The 18,078-nt window shown below is 32.8% G+C and carries 13 protein-coding genes; all 13 read left to right on the top strand.

Annotation, left to right across the window (positions count from 1 at the left end; genetic code table 11):
- The first annotated feature begins 232 nt into the window (after window positions 1-232).
- The 13 genes from DBR39_RS14525 to DBR39_RS14465 all read left to right on the top strand — a co-directional run bounded on the left by DBR39_RS14525 (window position 233) and on the right by DBR39_RS14465 (window position 18,077).
- Window positions 233-1,408, top strand: coding sequence for a carboxypeptidase-like regulatory domain-containing protein (locus tag DBR39_RS14525; protein ID WP_124534254.1), 1,176 nt, complete (start codon window positions 233-235; stop codon window positions 1,406-1,408).
- Window positions 1,386-2,225: a GLPGLI family protein gene (locus DBR39_RS14520; protein ID WP_124534252.1), complete on the top strand. Its 840-nt coding sequence runs from the start codon at window positions 1,386-1,388 to the stop codon at window positions 2,223-2,225. Before DBR39_RS14525 ends, DBR39_RS14520 begins: the two co-directional genes overlap by 23 nt.
- Window positions 2,226-2,295: 70 nt before the next feature.
- A complete protein-coding gene (locus tag DBR39_RS14515; RefSeq protein WP_124534250.1) occupies window positions 2,296-2,487 on the top strand; it encodes a class I lanthipeptide in 192 nt (63 codons plus the stop codon).
- A 40-nt stretch (window positions 2,488-2,527) separates the two neighbouring features.
- Window positions 2,528-2,713 (top strand): class I lanthipeptide, encoded by a 186-nt coding sequence (locus tag DBR39_RS14510; RefSeq protein WP_124534248.1) that lies wholly within the window; start codon window positions 2,528-2,530, stop codon window positions 2,711-2,713.
- A 66-nt stretch (window positions 2,714-2,779) separates the two neighbouring features.
- A complete protein-coding gene (locus DBR39_RS14505; protein ID WP_124534246.1) occupies window positions 2,780-4,024 on the top strand; it encodes a lanthionine synthetase LanC family protein in 1,245 nt (414 codons plus the stop codon).
- A 15-nt stretch (window positions 4,025-4,039) separates the two neighbouring features.
- Window positions 4,040-6,268: a lantibiotic dehydratase family protein gene (locus tag DBR39_RS14500; protein ID WP_124534244.1), complete on the top strand. Its 2,229-nt coding sequence runs from the start codon at window positions 4,040-4,042 to the stop codon at window positions 6,266-6,268.
- A 16-nt stretch (window positions 6,269-6,284) separates the two neighbouring features.
- The gene (locus DBR39_RS14495; RefSeq protein ID WP_124534242.1) at window positions 6,285-7,151 is read left to right on the top strand and encodes a thiopeptide-type bacteriocin biosynthesis protein; all 867 of its coding nucleotides are present in this window, start codon (window positions 6,285-6,287) and stop codon (window positions 7,149-7,151) included.
- 9 nt (window positions 7,152-7,160) lie between these two features.
- On the top strand, window positions 7,161-9,347 hold the full coding sequence (locus DBR39_RS14490; protein WP_124534240.1) for a peptidase domain-containing ABC transporter: 2,187 nt from the start codon (window positions 7,161-7,163) through the stop codon (window positions 9,345-9,347).
- Window positions 9,337-10,641 (top strand): HlyD family secretion protein, encoded by a 1,305-nt coding sequence (locus DBR39_RS14485; protein WP_124534238.1) that lies wholly within the window; start codon window positions 9,337-9,339, stop codon window positions 10,639-10,641. The genes DBR39_RS14490 and DBR39_RS14485 overlap by 11 nt, the downstream gene beginning before the upstream one ends.
- Window positions 10,642-10,776: 135 nt before the next feature.
- Window positions 10,777-11,991, top strand: a complete 1,215-nt coding sequence (locus DBR39_RS14480) for an erythromycin esterase family protein (RefSeq protein ID WP_185147191.1) — start codon at window positions 10,777-10,779, stop codon at window positions 11,989-11,991.
- 406 nt (window positions 11,992-12,397) lie between these two features.
- Entirely contained in the window at window positions 12,398-15,118 is a 2,721-nt protein-coding gene (locus DBR39_RS14475; protein ID WP_228447843.1) for a TonB-dependent receptor plug domain-containing protein, read from the top strand.
- Between the two features lie 27 nt (window positions 15,119-15,145).
- Window positions 15,146-16,495 (top strand): DUF4876 domain-containing protein, encoded by a 1,350-nt coding sequence (locus tag DBR39_RS14470; RefSeq protein WP_124534234.1) that lies wholly within the window; start codon window positions 15,146-15,148, stop codon window positions 16,493-16,495.
- Window positions 16,485-18,077, top strand: a complete 1,593-nt coding sequence (locus DBR39_RS14465; protein ID WP_124534232.1) for a DUF6850 family outer membrane beta-barrel protein — start codon at window positions 16,485-16,487, stop codon at window positions 18,075-18,077. Before DBR39_RS14470 ends, DBR39_RS14465 begins: the two co-directional genes overlap by 11 nt.
- Window position 18,078 lies beyond the last annotated feature (1 nt).

Here is an 18,078-nt window from a genome sequence, read left to right as displayed (position 1 = left end):
TTAAAAGCATCTTTTTTTTTGTAAAATGACAATCTTTTGTTAATAGAATGTGTTGTGATTTTAATTGCATGAAAATCAATATAATAATTGGTTTTTTACTAGCTGTTTTTAATGAAAAATAGCAATTATATGGTATAGATTTATATATCAAATCTATAAATTTATAAATCTATATTTAAGTTTTTTTGTGACAGATTATAACGGTGTATGTTTGTAATCGAAACGAGTAAACATGGCACAAACAAAATTCTACACTATTCTTCTTATCTTTTTAATTTTAGGATTTTTCAATGCACAATCTTTAAAGTTAAAAATTGTAGATTCAGAAAGCGGTAATCCGGTTCCACACGCAAGAATTATTTTATCTAATACGGTGTTGTATAGCAATGATGATGGTTTCATTTTGCTGCCTGAAAATTCAAACAATCTTGAAGTTTCAGCCTCTGGTTATGAAACGGAAAAACTTGTTAATTATAATTCAATTATAAAATTAAAACCATTATATAAAGATATTGATGAGGTTAAAATAATAAATGTTGATATCAAGAAGATCTTTTCAGATGTTTTAAAAAATTATGAGAAACGATATTATGATCAGCGCTCTCTATATGATATACTTTACAGACAAAAAAATAGCGATGATGATAATTTAAGTTTCCTTCTGATAACCAATGGTAAACTTTGGATGGAGTCCAATACCTACAATTATAAGGACGCATTCAATAAAAGGTTTGATAATTTCATCCAAATGGAAATAGATTCTGTAAAATATTTCAAATCCACTATTTCCGAAAATGATTTTTGCAAAGGACAATCTTTGAATCAGTCCAAAGATTTTGTTGGGAACATTTTTTTCAACTACGAACTAGCCCGGGTTAATTATTATTTCAAGACAAAAGATGCAAAGTTTTCGGGCAGAATTGTTGATGATTCTAATGATGAACAGACTATTGTTTATAAAATCAGTAACCCAGAAATAGAGGTGACAGGAACAATTGTGTACCAAAAAATGGATAAAACCATTATTCATTATGAACTGCAATATGATCAAAGTAAATATCCATCTTATAAAGTAAAAACCAAAAATGGATTAGAGTATGAATTCAAAGTCGGAAACGGTGTTACCTACTATGATTTTTACAAAATAAACGGCAAGTATGTTCCTTCTATTTCAGGAACCAAAGGTTTTAGTTATTGTACATATGATGGAAAGAAGCAAAAAAACAGCTTTAGCAGAGAAATAATCTTTCAAAAATTTACTGAGACAGAAACAAGTGGTCTTCAGAAAAAGATTGATTTAACTAAAAGAATTTGGGACAACATTCCTAAGCTGGAGAAGCAAAACAACAGCATTTTATTATCAGAAGAAGAACAAAAATTTATAGATGAAAAATCATATCAAGAATAGTTTTTTATTAATGTTATTATCATTTTTTTTCGCAAATTCTCAAACACACAGATTTGTATATGATGTTGAGTACAAAAAGGATTCAACTTCAAATCTTACCACAAAAGAGAATTATCTTTTAGACATTAATAAAAGCGAAGTGCTGTATTATACAAGAGACTTTTTTATTGCAGATTCTTTAATCAACAATAATATTCCTTTTCCAAAAAATATGAAGTTAAATACTTCAACGATTATTACCCATAGAATTGGAGACAATAATTATCATGAATATGACTTGTTGGAAAATACGATTCTAAAATTACAAACAAAAGATTTCCAAAATTGGAAGTTGACTGGTGAAAAAAAGAAGATAAAAGAATTGTTTTTGCAAAAGGCTGTAACTAATTGGGGTGGAAGAAATTGGACAGCTTGGTTTACCACAGAAATCCCTTTTCAGGAAGGACCATATAAATTTCATGGATTACCTGGTTTGATTGTAGAACTCTATGATGATAAGGATAACTATAGATTTGAACTGGTAAAGTCTGAAAAATACAATGGAAAAAAAGAAAATCAATTTATAGAAATATCAAAACAACAGGCCGTTGCTGTTGAATGGGAAAAATACAAAAGTACCAAGATCAAATTTTATGAATCTCCTGTGAATTTTATTCAAAATAGTGTTGGTGATTATAAAAATGAAGAATTCTTTTTGAATAATGGTACAAAAGTCAATTCTCTTAATACGAGGGAAATTAACGAATCTTTACGAAGGAATATAAAAAAATACAATAACCCTGTTGAGCTCAATCGAGCGATTGTATATCCTAATTAAATTTTATCCGGATCAAATAACTATATAAAGTCGACTTTATTATTAAAATCAACAATTAAATTTTCACATTATGAAACAAAAATTAAAATTAAACAAAGAGAAAGTCAGCAAATTGACAGATCTTCAATCTTCCACTATAAAAGGAGGAAAGTTAGCAGTAAGTACAAGACATAATTTTACTTGTGGACTTTGTACTGGAGGTGATGGTACAAAAGATTCTTGGAATACTTGTGCTGTATCTGAATGCTTTGCTTGTAGCTAATTATAGAATTTTAAAAAAAACAATTATTAAATTTTTTATCATGAAACAGAAAAAATTATCATTAAACAAAGAGAGAGTTGTAAAACTAACAAAAGAACAGTCTGCTTCTATTAACGGAGGTAAAGCTTCTGCAAGCAGTTCTTGGAATGATTTTACTTGTTGTTGGTGTACTAACGGAGGTGATGGCCCTTCAAAAACTAACAACTGTATAGAGCCTTCAAACTAAGCATTTGATAAAAACTATTAACCAACAAGCTCTATAAATTTATAGAGCTTGTATTATAAACGCGTAATGAGTATAGAGAATAAATTATTAGAGATAGAAAGCGTAATAGACCAAAACTGGCATAAAGAACCTTATATTTCAGACCTTTCTTTACTTACGGGAATTAGTGGTATTCCTATCTTCTATTATATGTTATATAAATACAATAACGAGCCAAAATATTTGAATAAAATAGAAGAAGTGCTTAATGTTATTTTTGAAAGATTAAATGAAGGTGAAGACACTATTCCTAAAACTTATTGCTTAGGACTTGCAGGAATAGCTTATATGCTGAACTTTTTAGAAAAGTCAGGAGACATTAATATTGATTTCTCCGAAGCTCTTGAAACATTTGATGAAATATTATTAGATACTGTTGACCACTTTCTCTCCTACATAGATAATATCGAAAGTGAATACATCATGGAACAGGTAGATTTTCTTCATGGAGTTTCTGGCCTTGCCCATTATTTTCTTTCCAGAGAGAAGAAAGAAATCTATTCAGAAAAAATTATAATCTTATTTGAAAAACTATCAGAAATAGTAGAACGGGATTATAGAAGAGCATTAGAAGTTAAAGACATCGATCAAATCACAGAAGATTTGCACAAAACAAATCTTGGCTTGGCACACGGGCATATTTCATTCATTTTATTATTTTCAAAGTTTTTAGAAATTTTCCCTCAAAACAGTAAAGTGAAGGATGCTTTAGAAAGCAGCGTAAAAACAGTTTTACTATTTAAAAATGAACAGGAAGGCGAATTTTGCTTATTTCCCAGCATAGCTGTGAACAAAAAAACTGCACTTTACAATATTCACTTAGGCTGGTGCTATGGGGATCAATCAGTCTCTTATGGGCTTTATAAAGCTGGGAAGACATTAAATGATGAAAATTTAGTTAATATTTCTAAGGAAATAGCTTTATCCACATTGAGGAGAGACTCACTTGGAACAGCATTATTACATGACGAAAATTGTGATCCGGGATTTTGTCACGGAACCATTTCCGTGGCTTATTATCATAAAAAGTGGTACTTAATAACTGAAGATACTAGATTTTTGGAATTATATAAAAAATTTACTCAACTCACTTTATCTCTTTCTAATGAAGAGAAAGGACTGGCTGGTTACCTAAAGAATACAGGTACAGGAGATAAGCAAACTGCTTTAGGACTTTTAGATGGAATAGCAGGAATAGGAGTTTTTTTTGTCGATAACTTATTAAACAACAGTTCTTCAATACAATGGGATTCTATTTTCCTATTAGAATAAAAGTTAACATAGATTATGAAAAAGTCACACTATCTTCCTTTTGAAAAGTTCATATTAAGAACACCTCTTTTATCATTAGATTTTTTTAAAAATCTAACATCTGCAGAAATCATATCCGATCAACAATTGATTGATACTTGCAAAAATGAAATTATTCGTGAGGCCATATTTTTAGCCTCTCCTTCTTTTTCTGCTCAAATTGAAAGATGGATTAATGGTGAAATTACTGATGTTGAGAAAAAAATAAAATTAAAGCATAGCATTTTAAAATATCTTTCAAGAATGTCTTCAAGATGTACTCCGTATGGATTATTTGCAGGCTGTTCTGTTGGGAATTTTTCAGATCAAACCCAAATAATACTGGATAACCCAACAAACCATCAACGCCATACCAGATTGGATATGAACTATGTAGTTGCTTTATCTTATGAATTATTAAAAATCAAACAGGTCAGGGATTGTTTAAAATTCTATCCTAACTCCAGTATTTACAGAATTGGGGACAAGTTAAGATATATAGAATACTTTTATAAAGACAATACTAGACATTATGACATTGTTGCTGTTGACTTTTCGGAATATTTAGAAGAAATTATAAGTATTACTAAAAAGGGATTATATATTAGTGAGGTTATCGACAGTCTAGTGGGGGAAGATATCGACTATGAAGAAGCTAAGGATTTTGTAGAAGAATTAATTGAAAACCAAATTCTTGTTAGTGAAATTGAACCGTCCGTATCCGGACTTGAATATATAAATCAGCTCATTAACGTATTAAAAGAAAAATTTGAATCTCAGAATGAATATCTCACATTTATAGATTCGATTGAGAAAGAGCTGGAGAGTATAGACCAGGTAATTGGAAACTCATTAGAAAAATATATTGATATCAGTAATAAGATTGGGAAAAAAGAAATTCCTTTTGATCTTAAATACCTTTTTCAATGCGATTTAGTGATTTCAACTCAATATAATTCTATTGATAAAAAGATTATAAAAAATATTGAACAGGCTATCAGATTCGTTAATCGATTAAGAAAAAATAAGGCTAAGAATTATTTAGATCAATTTAAAGAAGGTTTTTATGAAAGATATGAAGACCACGAAATGCCTATATCTAAAGTTTTAGATCCGGAGATAGGTATTGGATATGGTTTTAATACCCAATCCAATGATGATAATCCTTTAATTGATGACTTATTAATCCTGCAGCCGGACAAGGATATAAAGGAGCCAAAAGAAATAAAGTGGACAGTAATAGATGACGTCATTCAGAAAAAGATAATAAGTGCAATCCAACAAAATCACTTAATAATAACATTAGAAGATAAGGATTTTTCCTTTCTGCCGGAAGTTACGTATGAAGATTTACCTGAAACAATATCTCTAATGATTGAAATTGTTGAAGAAAACAATCTTTCTAAGATAAAATTCTCAGGAGGCGGAGGTGGAAGCGGAGCCAATTTATTAGCAAGATTTTGCCACAGTGATGAAAATATAAATGAATTGGTCAACGAGATCATTCACTTCGAAACAGATTATAACTCGGAAAAAATTATTGCAGAAATAGTTCACCTTCCGGAAGCAAGAGTTGGGAACATTTTATCCAGACCAGATTTTAGAGATTTTGAAATTCCATATTTGGCTCGTTCTAACAAACCTTTAGACAAGCAGATAAGTTTAGACGATATTATGGTATCTGTGAGAAATAATAAAATTGTTTTGCGATCCAGAGCTCATAATAAAGAAATATTGCCAAGATTAACTAATGCTCATAATTATTCCAACAGTAATACTCTTCCAATCTATCATTTTTTAAGTGACATGCAATTGAATAATTATTCTGCATTATATATCGATGTAAGTAATTTTGATCGCTTATATAAATTTATTCCTAGAATAGAATATAAAAATATCATTCTCTCCTATGCTTCGTGGAATTTCAGTATTGATGATATAAAATCTTTAATTGAGGGAAAAAAACAAAATGATCTGCAAAAAAAGGTGGAAAATTTCAAACAGCAATTTTCTCTTCCTGATTTAATTCTTTTAAGTGACGGTGATAATGAGTTGCTTATCAATTTAAATAATCTAACTTCTGTTGAGATGCTTATTGAAACGGTCAAAACCAGACAAAATTTTAAGTTGACTGAATTTATTTTTAATCAAGACAAACAAGTAGTCAAAGATTCTTTTGGGCATAACTTTTCCAATGAAATTATAATGTCATTTTACAAAAATTAATAGTATATACAACAATATGAGAGCATATAACATACCTGGGGGCAATTGGATTTACTATAAGTTGTATATGGGGACAAAATCTGCAGATGAAATACTTGTAGATAAGATTAAACCTCTTGCAGATCAATTAATGGCAGAAAATGTTATAGATCAATGGTTTTTTATTCGGTACAATGATCCAAAATACCACTTACGCATAAGATTCAAATGTACTGATCCCATTCTTCTCCATGAAATTACTTCAAGAATGCATAATATTTTACTGCCTTTAATTGAAGAATTTATTATTTGGAAGGTTCAGCTGGATACCTATAATAAAGAAATAGAAAGATACGGTCTTAAAACAATGGAGATATCAGAGCAGTTATTTTTTTTCGATAGTGTGATGACGGTAAATTATTTGGAAAACTTTAAGGACGAAAATCTAAGATGGCTATTTGGTTTAAAGGCAATTGATGACTTTTTGAATCTATTCCAGTATAAATTGTCTGATAAAAAGAATTTTATGGAGCAGTTAAGCATTGCTTTTAAAACAGAATTTGGAAAAACAAAAATTTTGAATTCTAATCTGAGCGATAAATTCAGAGCCAACAGGCAAGTTATTTCAGATACCATTGAAGGTAAAAACACAAATAATATTTATGAAATAATTAATGAGAGAAATGAGAGAATTATAAATTTAAGTGATGAAATTTTAGCATTGCATCATTCAAAATCTTTAGATGTTAATATCAATAGTCTTATGGCAAGCCATATTCATATGATGATGAATCGTTTGTTCAAATCTAAAAATAGAGCCCATGAGATGGTTTGTTATGATTTCCTTTTTAGATATTACAAATCAAAGTATGCCATAGAAAATAGTGTGAAAACTTTTCCATAAATCACTTAAATGTTCCCTTCATATAAACAACCAGACTTCAAAGACTGTGGTCCTACCTGTTTGCGAATTATCAGCAAATATTATGGTAAGGATATTCCACTCCAGCAAATAAGAAATTTATCAGAAACAACAAGAGAGGGCAGCAGTTTACTGGGGCTAAGCAATGCCGCAGAAAACTTAGGACTTAAAAGTCTTGGTATAAAAACTGATTTCCAGACATTTGCGGAAGAAATCCCTCTGCCATGCATTGTCCACTGGAATAAAGTTCATTTTGTAGTTGTGTACAAAATTGACAAATTAGGAAAGATATATGTTTCTGACCCAAGCTATGGATTAATAACCTATGAAAAAGAAGAATTCATTAAATTCTGGATAGGTGAAAATGCCAATGAAACCACTGAAGAGGGAGTTGCATTACTCTTGGAAACTACCCCTGCTTTTTATCAGAATGAATTTGATGAAACTAACAGCAAAACCAGTTTTAGCTTTTTATCCAGGTATTTACTGAAGTATAAATCGCTAGTATTTCAGCTGTCTGTTGGTTTGTTGGCAGGGAGTTTATTATCATTAATTCTGCCTTTTCTGACCCAAAGCATCGTAGATGTAGGGATTCAGAATCAAGATCTTAATTTCATTTATTTGGTTCTGCTGGCTCAGATTATGGTATTTTTAGGTAGGACGGGTATCGAAGTTATTCGAAGCTGGATTTTACTTCATCTTTCTACAAGAATCAATATTTCCATCATTTCCGATTTTTTTATCAAGCTGATGAAACTTCCAATCAGTTTTTTTGATACAAGAATGACCGGAGATATTATGCAGAGAATCAACGATCATCACAGGATTGAGCAATTGTTGACCACTTCTTCGCTCAATACATTATTTTCGTTGGTTAATCTGATTATTTACAGTATCGTTTTACTGTTTTATGATTATAAATTGTTTTTGGTTTATTTGGCTGGTGCTGTTTTATATATTGGTTGGATTACTTTTTTTCTAAAAAAAAGAAAAGAGCTGGATTACAAAAGATTTTCTCAGGTTTCGCAGGAACAAAGCAAGGTAATCGAACTCATTAATGGGATGCAGGAAATCAAAATGCATAATGCTGAAAAGCAAAAACGCTGGGACTGGGAATTTCTGCAGATCAAATTATTTAAAATCCAGATCAAATCGCTATCCTTAGAACAATGGCAATCAGTTGGCGGAAACTTTATTAATCAGATGAAAGATATTTTGGTAAGCTTTCTGTCGGCTAAATTAGTGTTGAGTGGAAATCTGACCCTTGGAATGATGCTATCGGTTCAATATATTATCGGACAGCTGAACAGTCCGCTATTTCAATTAGTAGATTTCATCCGTCAGACTCAGGACGCTAAAATTTCGCTTGAAAGATTGGGTGAAATCCACGATAAAGAAGATGAAGAAATTACTGATGAACAATATATAACAGAAATTCCTCAAAAAGATTTGGAAATCCAGGATGTTTCTTTCCGATACATTGGTTCTAATTCTTTTGTTTTTGAGAATCTGGATTTAACGATTCCTTATCAAAAAACTACTGCCATTGTGGGAGCCAGTGGAAGCGGGAAAACAACTTTATTAAAGTTATTAATGAAATTTTATGAGCCCAATTCAGGAGAGATTAAGATCGGGAATACTGATTTAAAAAATATATCGCCAAGATTTTGGAGAGACCATTGTGGAGTTGTCATGCAGGAAGGTTATGTTTTCAATGATACGATTGCTAATAATATCGCCATTGGTGAAGATTATATTGACAAATCAAAATTAAGAATGGCTGTTGAGATTGCCAATATCAAAGATTTTGTAGAAGGCCTTCCATTAAGCTATAATACCAAAATCGGTAACGAAGGTGTTGGAGTTTCAGGCGGGCAAAAGCAAAGGCTTTTCATAGCAAGAGCGGTTTATAAATCTCCGGAATATATCTTTTTTGATGAAGCAACTTCCGCTTTGGATGCCAATAATGAAAAAGTCATTATGGAAAATCTGGAACAATTCTTCAAAGGAAAAACAGCAGTTGTTATCGCGCACCGTCTCTCAACTGTAAAACACGCAGATAAAATTATTGTTTTGGACAAAGGTAAGGTAGTGGAAGAAGGGAATCACACAGAATTGGTTGCACTGAAAGGTGAATATTACAGGCTCGTTAAAAATCAACTGGAACTTGGAAACTAAAAAAGACATATTAGACAATATTGAGCTGCGCTCAGAGAGCGTTCAGGATGTTCTGACGCAACCGCCGCACTGGATGATCCGTTGGGGAAACTCTGTTATTTTCATTATTCTTATAATGGTTTTGATCATGAGTTGGTTTATCAAATATCCGGAATTTGTTCCGGCCCCGATTATTGTGACCTCACAAGAACCGCCAGAAAAGCTTCAGGCAAGAATTAATTCTAAGATCGAAAAAATTTTAATTAAAGACCATCAGGAAGTAAGGAAAAATGACGTTTTAATGATTTTGCAATCTACGGCTAATTATCAGGATGTTTTAAAACTTAGAAAATTGATGGATTCTATTGCTCCGGATCAGATGTTTTCCTTTCCGATAGGTGAAACGTCTGGTTTTAGATTGGGTGAACTCCAGGGTGATTATAACCAGTTTTCAAAAGCTTTTCAGGATGAAAAACTGTTTACAAGACTACAGCCTTATGCTCCGGAAAATCTCGCAGCCAACCAGAGCTTATCTGAATATAAAAGCAGAATTGTCACTTTACAGCAGCAGAGAAATCTTGAAAAGGTAAAATATGAACTGACCAAGAAAAACTATCAGCGCTCCCAAAACTTATACGATCAGGGCGTGATTGCCGCAATGGAACTGGAAAATGAAAAAATCAAATTTTTGCAGGAAGAACAGAATTTAAAAAATATCACTATTTCTTTATCTCAGTTACAGGAAGGTATTTCTAATCTTAACAAAACCAAAAGCGCTGCAAATATCAGTTCTGAAAAAGATAAGAGTAATTATTCTTCCCAAATGTTGCAGCTTTTTGAACAGCTTAGAAAATCCCTGAAACAATGGGAACAAAACTACCTCATTATTTCGTCAACCGATGGAATGGTAAGTTTTCAGCAGTTCTTTGGTGAAAATCAGTTTGTGAAATCCGGAGAGGTTATTGTGACAGTTTTACCTAAGAATAAAGAAGCATTGGTCGGAAGAATGCAGATTCCTTCTGTCAATTCAGGTAAAGTCGCTTCAGGTGAAAAAGTACTGATAAAACTAGATAACTACCGTTTTCAGGAATACGGCATTATAGAAGGGAAAGTGCAGAATATCTCTATCTCTCCTGATGAAAATGGTAATTATTACGTTGATATTACCCTTCCAAAGGGTTTAAAAACATCTTATAACAAAAAACTTCCTTTTGACAAAGAGCTCAGAGGTAACGCAGAAATCGTCACAGAAGATCTGAGATTGATTGAACGTTTTTTCTACCAGATTAGAAAACTGTTAGGGTATCAGTTATAGCAAATGATCTGCGGCTTAAAAAAATAGACGTTGGTATCGAATATTATTTAAACTTATACTGGATTTTTTTAAGTAATATTTTTTGTAAAATTGTAATCTAATTATAAGCAATAAATGAATTTGAATTTATCCTTTATGTTGGTTCTGTTTTTTGTAACCATCAGTGCACAATCAAAAAATGATTTAAATTCTGAAGAGAAAGAATATATTTCAAAGTTTATATATCCCATAAAAACTTTTAATCCTGACGAAAGAGACTATCGTGATTTGCTCATCTTAAACAAACTTATTGGAAATTCTAAAATAGTTGGATTAGGAGAATCTACTCACGGTTCGAGTGAAATATATCAAATGAAATACAGAATAAGTGAATATTTGATTGCTAATAAAGATTTCAATGTCTTTTCGCTTGAAGCCAATATGCCTGAAAGCTTTTTAATGAATCAATATATTCAGGAAGAAAAAGGAAACCCCAAAGATATTTTAAAAGGAATGTATTTTTGGCTGTGGCAAACTGAAGAAACTTTAACTTTTGTTGAATGGTTAAAAAATTACAATGAAAATCATAGTTCAAAAGTTTTTTTTGATGGTTTCGATATGCAATATGCTAAAGGAGCGATAGATCAAATAAGAAAAACATATCAGGAAAATCAGCTGTCCGAGCAAGAGATTAATGACCTGGAAACAGCTTTAAAGGAAAACAACAGGGGCTTCAGAACGTATTCTAAAAAAAGTCAAAAAATATTATCTGAGTATCTATTTTTAATAAAAGAAAAAAGTATATCAATAAAAAATACGGAAGAAAAATCGCGCTTCCTGCAAAATGTAGATATTATTAGACAATATATCCAACAAAATTTTATTAAGAGAGACAAATTCATGTCGGAAAATATTAAATGGTTAAAAGAAAACCATTTGAATTCTAAAGTAATTGTCTCGGCTCATAATTATCATATTGCAAAATTAAATTCAGACAGAATGGGTTATTGGATCAATGAAATGTATGGTCAGGATTTTGTAAATTTTGGATTTGCTTTTTATGAAGGTACTTATTCTGCAAGTATTGATGGTAAGCTTGGTACCTATAATTCAGAAAAAGCCGGCCCTGAAACATTAGAATATAAGCTTAACTCACTCAATATTCCAATTTTTATTTTGGATCTGAAAGCCATCAGAAAGGATGACAACAAACTTGGCAATTGGATATTGAAAGATATTCTATTTCGCAAAACAGGATCAGGTACAAATAAAAATGAATTTACAAAAACCAATGTAGCTGAGTCTTTTGATTATTTGATATTCATAAATAAGTCAACAAATTCAAAGCTTTTAATGGGTAAATCAAAATAAAGACACTAAAGCAAACAGGATATTTGTGTAAGATCTTTTGAAAAATTAGGATTTACAGTTGATGTTAATTTATAAAACGATTATTGAAGAAAGTTTTCAAAAAAAATTAATATAGGAAATCTTACTTGTTTGCTGTAGGGTTTTCGTTTTTCTAAGATCATCGCAATAAGTTGTGATGATTTTTTATTGTATAGAATATATTTTAAGATAAAAAATTGAGGCTAACAATTATAGCAAGCCTTAGAAGGAACTATTAAGGATGATTTACTTTATTGTTTTATTCTTTATGTGGGGATTTACATGTAAATATTCTTTTATTTTAAGTTAAAATAACTTTAATTATTTCGCAAATCTACTTTTTATTTAGAATAATTATAATTAATTTTGCCGTCTAAATATTTTAAGGGTGAAAGTATCGTTATTAGTTGGTGCTGTTTTTTTAACAGCAGGTGGATTCTTGTCTGCTCAAAAAGTAGAATTTTATCATAATGGGCAACTCAAAAAAGGAGAACTTGTTAATGGTGGTTTCAAAGAGTGTAAAGAGATTCATAAGAAAGATAATTCTATGGTTCTTAAGGGGAAATGTCAGATCGTCTTCCTGAATGCCAACAATAGAGAAGAAACTATTATCATAAAAGAGGGAGATGAACTACAGCTTCAGATCCTGTCACCTAAAAGCTCATCCCGCGAAAGATCAGAAATCAGAATCGAAGGCGTACAACTTACTGCAAGAAAAAAACAGTTCTCAGAAATTGCTATCCAGCAGGAAGCCCTTCAGAATCTACAATCTTTCTCTCTTGGAGATGTGTTGCAGCAATTACCAGGTCAATATGTACAGCAGTTTGACAATACCCAGTTTAAAAATATCGTTTTCAGAACAGCCAGTGGTGCTTCAGTTACTGGTTCCGGAAATATTCCCGGAGGCGATGATTTTGGGAACAGGGCATTTGGAGTACAGTTGATGGTCAACGATATTGCCTTATCTAACAATGAAAATATGCAGAGCTACGATTCTGCAAACAGCGGTCCTTTTGGAATAAGTTTTAATACTACAACCAATGGAGGAAACTTAACGCCGAGCCAACCGAATTACGGTGTCGATTTAAGAGAAATCCCAACGGAGAATATTGAAAGTATTGAAGTCATACAAGGTGTTCCTGATGCTAAGTACGGAGATTTAACGTCAGGACTTATTAAAGTAACAACCATTGCCAAGGCATCACCACTTCGTTTGGACGCTTCTCTTAGAGAAGGAACTTATCAGGTAGGGGTTACAAAAGGTTTTAAGCTCAAAAATAGCAATGCGCTGAATGTGTCTGTAGACTACATGAATTCACTTTCTGATCCAAGAACCAGCCTGGTAGGATATGACAGAACGAATGTTAATTTTCTTTGGTCATCAAGAAGTAGTAATGGGTTTAGTAATAAACTTTCAGCATCATTTTCTACCAATACCAGTAAAGGAAAGAAAGATCCGGACGATCTTGATGGAATGATCATCAATGTGGATAACAAGAGCTTTTCATTAGGAAATAACATCAGTTATAATTTTAACCGAAACGGAAGAAAGCCGTTTTTCAGAACGATAAGTGCAGATGTAGGAATCAGTTATTCAACACAGCTTACAGAGCGCAGATACTGGCTGAACCAGGGTGCCCGTCCTTATGGAAACTCAACGACAGATGGTGTTTATTATGCTCCTTATACACCTCCAAGTTATGAGAATCAGGCCTTTTCGGATGGAAAGCCTCTTAATATTTTCACTGATTTAAGTGTAAACGGCAGCAAAATGACCGCATCCAAATGGGTTCACATGTACAGCATCGGGGCGAATTTCAGATATGGGAACAATTTTGGAAAAGGCCGTTACGGAACAGCAGGACAGTTCACAACCATTAATGCTGCAGGGCAGGGTTCAAATGGAATGAGAGATTTTAATTATCGTGATAATGTTTTTGCCACTAAGCAGTATGCATTTTATATTCAGGATAATATTACGAAAGCTTTTGCCAACAAACATATCTTGAGAACCAATCTGGGACTTCGTTACGATCTGCAGAATTCATATTCAACCTATTCACCAAGGGTTAATACCTCATATCAGATGGGAAAATTTTCTGTGAGAGGAGGTTTTGGACTTACTTCTAAAGCGCCTTCATTGAATCAGATCTATACAGCACCGAGATATTTCGATTTCCTTCTTGGGGATTATCGTTTGCCGGGATATTACTCAGCTGCTATCATGCAGACTGTAGTGACTCCAGGGGATAATGCTAATCTGAAACCATCCCGAAGCTGGAAAACTGAAGTAGGAGTTGACTATAGATTTCCTTTTGCGACTGTTAACCTTACGGCTTATTACAACAGATTATTTGATGGATTTACTACAGCAAGTGTTCATAAAATTATGGACAAAGCGAAAGTGAATGTCAATATATCAGGAACAAACGTACCAACTTTCGAAATTGTAGGAACTGAAAAATTTAATTATCTCCAGAATCGCATTGTCAACGGATATTCATCAGTGGATAAAGGGCTGGAACTGATGGCAAGTTTCAAAAAGATAGAAGCCTTAAATCTTGTTATTGGTTTCAATGCCAGTTACGTAGAAACTTCCGGTTATAAAGATGAAGGTCTTTACAAAATAAGTGCTCCCACTATTAAGGATAAAGATTACGAATACGGAATTTATAACGATAGCAGAAACAAAAGTTCTATGGCCAGAGCAAGTTTCAGTTTTGATTACCATCTGGCTTCATCAGGGTTAATTATTGGTCTTAGAACAGACCATTTTCTTTCAGACAGAAAATTGAACGGAGCCAACGATATTTATCCGATAGGGTATATAAAATACGATGGAGAATCACAGATGATTCCGGAAAGTGATCGTACTAATCCAAAGTATCAGGGACTGTTTCTGAAGCCTTCAGATGAAAAACTTTCTGGTTTATATAACAAAACCCTGCATAATGTTCATTTGAGGGTAACCAAGGATTTCTTAAGTGGATTCAGACTGTCGATATATGTAAGTAATGTTTTCAACTTAAAAGCATATGACGAAAGAGGAAGTGTATATAGCAACTTTACTTCTACTTCGTTTGGGGGAAATATTTCATACAGATTTTAATACTATTTAAAAATAAACTTGAACATAATGAAACGATTAATACTATTACTAATAATTCCTGTCTTTACACTCATAGGGTGTAACAGAGATGATGACTTTGGAAAAAATAACGAGATCAAGCCTGTTCCATTTACAGTAAATATCAAATATGATGCTTCAAAATACCCATCCATTGCAGATAAAGGTGTCGCGAATGTAACCGTTATCCTGAAAAACTCAGCAACAGAAGATCAGATTATAGGAAAAACAGATGCAAACGGTGATCTGAAATTAAATGCTGTTTTACCCGGAAACTATAGTGTTCAGGCAGAACTGCAATTGAAGCAGAATGAATATGAACAACAGATAGGAGAAGAAACCAGCTATGAAATTGTACACTTTGGAGGTTTTGATGAAAAAGTAACGATTAATGCCAATACCTCTTCAAAATTGGTCAGAATTACAAACGGAAACCTTGGGGATCTTGTTATTAAACAATATTATTATGCAGGGTCTGATACAAAATTAGGTGCCAATTTCAGAGATCAGTTCATTGAGATTCATAACAACTCTGATCAGACTATTTATGCTGATGGTTTATATCTGGTATTTCTGGAAGGTAATACAAATAACAACCCAACCACTTATACTTTATCCAATGGGCAGTATGACTGGAGCAAAACTGCTGGTGGTGGATCTGCTGCAAATACAGACTATGTATATTCCAATATATTTATTAAAATTCCTGGAAGCGGAAGCCAATATCCTATTTTACCGGGGAAAAGTATTATTGTAGCTCAAACGGCCATTAACCATAAAAAACCCTTTGATGATATCAACGGTACGGGAGTCGCGATTCAGGAACCTGACAGAACAATAGACCTGAGTCATGCAGATTTTGAAACCTATATGGGAGATTATAATACAAGTATCGGTAAGAAACCATTTGCATGGGATGTCCAGAATATTATGGTGCCGGATATGCTGGTGTCATACTGGAGTATTGCCTCTAATGACTTAATTCTTAATGTAACTTCAATGTTGGGAGTTGGGATTCTGAGAGCAACAGATGCAGAAGTGGCAAGCTGGAAAAAAGTGGCTGCTCCTAAAGCCCCAACCGGAACTTTATTTCTACAGATTCCAAAGAACTATATCATAGACGGAATTGACATTACAGACAAAGAACAAAAAGCACCTAAAGACTTTCCTGCGGACATAGACGCATCAAGAACTTTCATTGTCAATACAGTGGGACAGGCTGAAGCTACTTTTACTGGACTTTCCGTAATCCGTAAAACAAAAGAGATTATCAATGGACGTGTGGTACTGCAGGATACGAATAATTCTGCCAATGATTTTGTAACGATTAAAGCAAACCCTCGAGGATATGCACAATAATAAAAATAAGACAATTAAAGTTTTTCAATACAGTATGTTGGGATTGGCTGCATTAGGCAGTCAGTTCTTCCATGCTCAGGCGACTCAGTTAGATAGTATCAACATCAGTTCTGTAGAAAAGAATATCAGGATAAATGATCCTTATCTCTCATTTTTTCAGCCTTTGGATTTCTCACGGACAACCTTTCAGTATTCTTCTACAAAACAAAATTTTAAAAGAGTACAGACTGCGGGAGAAACGGGAAGCTTTAGTTTCCTGTCTGAAGGAGTTTACAAACTCAATGATAAAATTGCATTATCGGGGAGACTTAAAGCAGACAAAACTACCGAAGAAGATGTTCCTTATATCCTAAGTGATGAGAGAACCGCTAATTCATCTTTTATTTACAATCCTTCTTATTATTGGGTTCCACGCACAGCAAGATGGCAGAAACAAAGCTATTTTATCAACGGACAGTTTGCCTATAATCCTGTAAAACCAGTGATTCTTCAAGTAGGGGGAGAAGGGATTTATGCTAAATCTTACCGCCAGAATGCAGATCCAAGACCCAAAGTAGATGATTATAAATATAAAGCATTTGCGAAACTAGGGTTGAAATGGAAACAGCACGCTATTTTTGGAAAACTTAGTTATGTACACCATTACAAGGCTAATAATATCATGTTTGTGAATATGAAAGGAAATGTACCTGCGAATGACAGCATTTATATCCGCTATAATGAAGGCTACGGTAATCAGTACATCGGAAATACCGAATATAAAACATCCGAATATAAAATGGGAGGATATATCTGGGGAGGAGAATATGCCTTTAATAGTGCTGATACTCATTTTTCTGCAGGATATGATTATAAAAATCTGATTGAACGTTTCTACAGAGTTTTTGAATATCAGGATGCCAATTATAGCTGGCAGAAAGACTATACAAAATATTCCGGACTAAAAACAGATCTGCATAGCTTCTACCTTAATTTTTTAGGAAATTATAATGGGAAAAAATGGGCTTCTACGGTGACCTATCAGGATCAGCTGGATACCAATTACAATTATCCGCTGGAGTATAGAACTTACCGTCTGGAACAAAAGAATCTCTCCTGGCAGAATAGTGTAGTTTGGTTCAATCATAAAAATGAAGCTTTTAAAATTCTTTTTGATGCAGCCTATGGAAAAAATCATGTAAAGGATCTGTCGGTGGTAATAGACCGTAAACTTTCTTTTTTCAATTACCGTTTGGGAGCAGAAAAAGAATTTGCTTTACAACCTTCTCATAAACTGGCCATTGGTCTTTCACAAAATCTGTATGTACCTTTGGAAAAAGAATTCAATTATCAGCCTTATCAAAGTACAAAAGAGAATATCTTTGCAACTAAAATTGCTCAGCCGGATTTTGCCTATGATGCAACACCCAAAATTGGTCTTAATTTTAACGCAAGTTATATTTTCGATCAGAATAAAATCAGGTATGAGCTGTTTGGGAGCTTTTCTCAGACATGGCTGATGAACAGTACGTATAAAAATCAAGTAGACTACAATGGCAGAGCTAATCATGTTGCTTTGGTAGGACTCAATGTTTATTATTAAA

Source organism: Chryseobacterium sp. KBW03 (assembly GCF_003852415.1).
Taxonomy (GTDB): domain Bacteria; phylum Bacteroidota; class Bacteroidia; order Flavobacteriales; family Weeksellaceae; genus Chryseobacterium; species Chryseobacterium viscerum.
The sequence above is the reverse complement of the archived record's forward strand: the minus strand, read 5'-3'. Positions and strand labels throughout refer to the sequence as shown.